The organism is Methanosaeta sp. UBA458 (assembly GCF_002496085.1).
Lineage (GTDB): Archaea > Halobacteriota > Methanosarcinia > Methanotrichales > Methanotrichaceae > Methanothrix > Methanothrix soehngenii.
Genome location: NZ_DAIK01000044.1, coordinates 31,008 through 31,983, shown reverse-complemented (window position 1 = coordinate 31,983; position 976 = coordinate 31,008). Strand labels below are relative to the sequence as shown.

General features: G+C 54.7%; 1 protein-coding gene and 1 pseudogene. Both read left to right on the top strand.

Going from position 1 to position 976, the window contains the following annotated elements:
• Positions 1 to 402 (top strand): annotated as a pseudogene (pheT, locus tag BP822_RS02970) (phenylalanine--tRNA ligase subunit beta); the annotation flags it as partial.
• Between the two features lie 191 nt (positions 403 to 593).
• Positions 594 to 974 (top strand): cyclic nucleotide-binding/CBS domain-containing protein, encoded by a 381-nt coding sequence (locus BP822_RS02965; protein ID WP_013719585.1) that lies wholly within the window; start codon positions 594 to 596, stop codon positions 972 to 974.
• Positions 975 to 976 lie beyond the last annotated feature (2 nt).

Sequence of the window (976 nt, the reverse complement as noted above, 5' to 3'; positions counted from 1 at the left end):
AGCGAGCTGCATACCATCCTCCGTACCTCGCTTCTCAGCTCCCTTCTGGAGATCTTCGCCCTCAATCAGCATCATCCTCTTCCCCAGAGGATATTCGCTGCCGGGGATGTGGTGAAAGACAAGAAGACCAGGATGAATCTGGCTGCTGCATCCATTCACAGCGGGGCGAATTATTCAGAGATCAGGTCGGTTGTGGATGCCGTCTTGAGGGAGATGGACCTCGAGGCGGATATCGCTCCCACCAAGGACAGAGCTTTTATGCCGGGAAGGGGGGCGGACCTCTTCGCAGAAGGCAAGAGGATCGGCTGCTTTGGAGAGCTGCACCCCCTGCTCTTGCGCAGCTTCGGCCTGGAGCAGCCCGCGGTAGGTCTGGAGATCGAGTGGGGAGAGCTGGAGCAATAGGTGGCTCTCCTCATCTTCCTCCTCCTCCTCTCCTTTTCCAGAAGATCTAAAACAAGAATATAAATGGTACGATATTATTATCTTATCATAATCCGAGCGTCTGATTTATCTTGATAGAGCGGCAATAGGTGAATTGGAAATGCAAAACGGCGGCTTTATTCTTATTGTCCGCCCGAAGGAAAGGTCGTGCCATGAAGGTCAGAGAATTGATGAGCTATCCCATTGTCACCGTGCCCCCCGAGGCCATGGTGCTGGATGCTATAAAGGTGATGGCCGCGCAGAAGAAGGGCAGCGTTCTGGTGGCAAAAGAGCGCCTCCTCAAGGAGTGTCTGGGAATCGTCACCACCAGCCAGATCTTCCTGGAGGTGTTCGCCAGGGGGCTGGACCCGGCAAGGGTCAAGGTCTCTGATATCATGACTCCAGCTCCACTGATCACCATCGATCTTGATGATTCCACCCAGAAGGCGGCGGAGCTGATGATTGAGCATAAGATCAGAAGGCTGCCGGTGATGAAGGATGGGGCCCTGGTGGGCATCGTCACCAGCAAGGATCTGCTGGCCTGCGTGAGATGAGG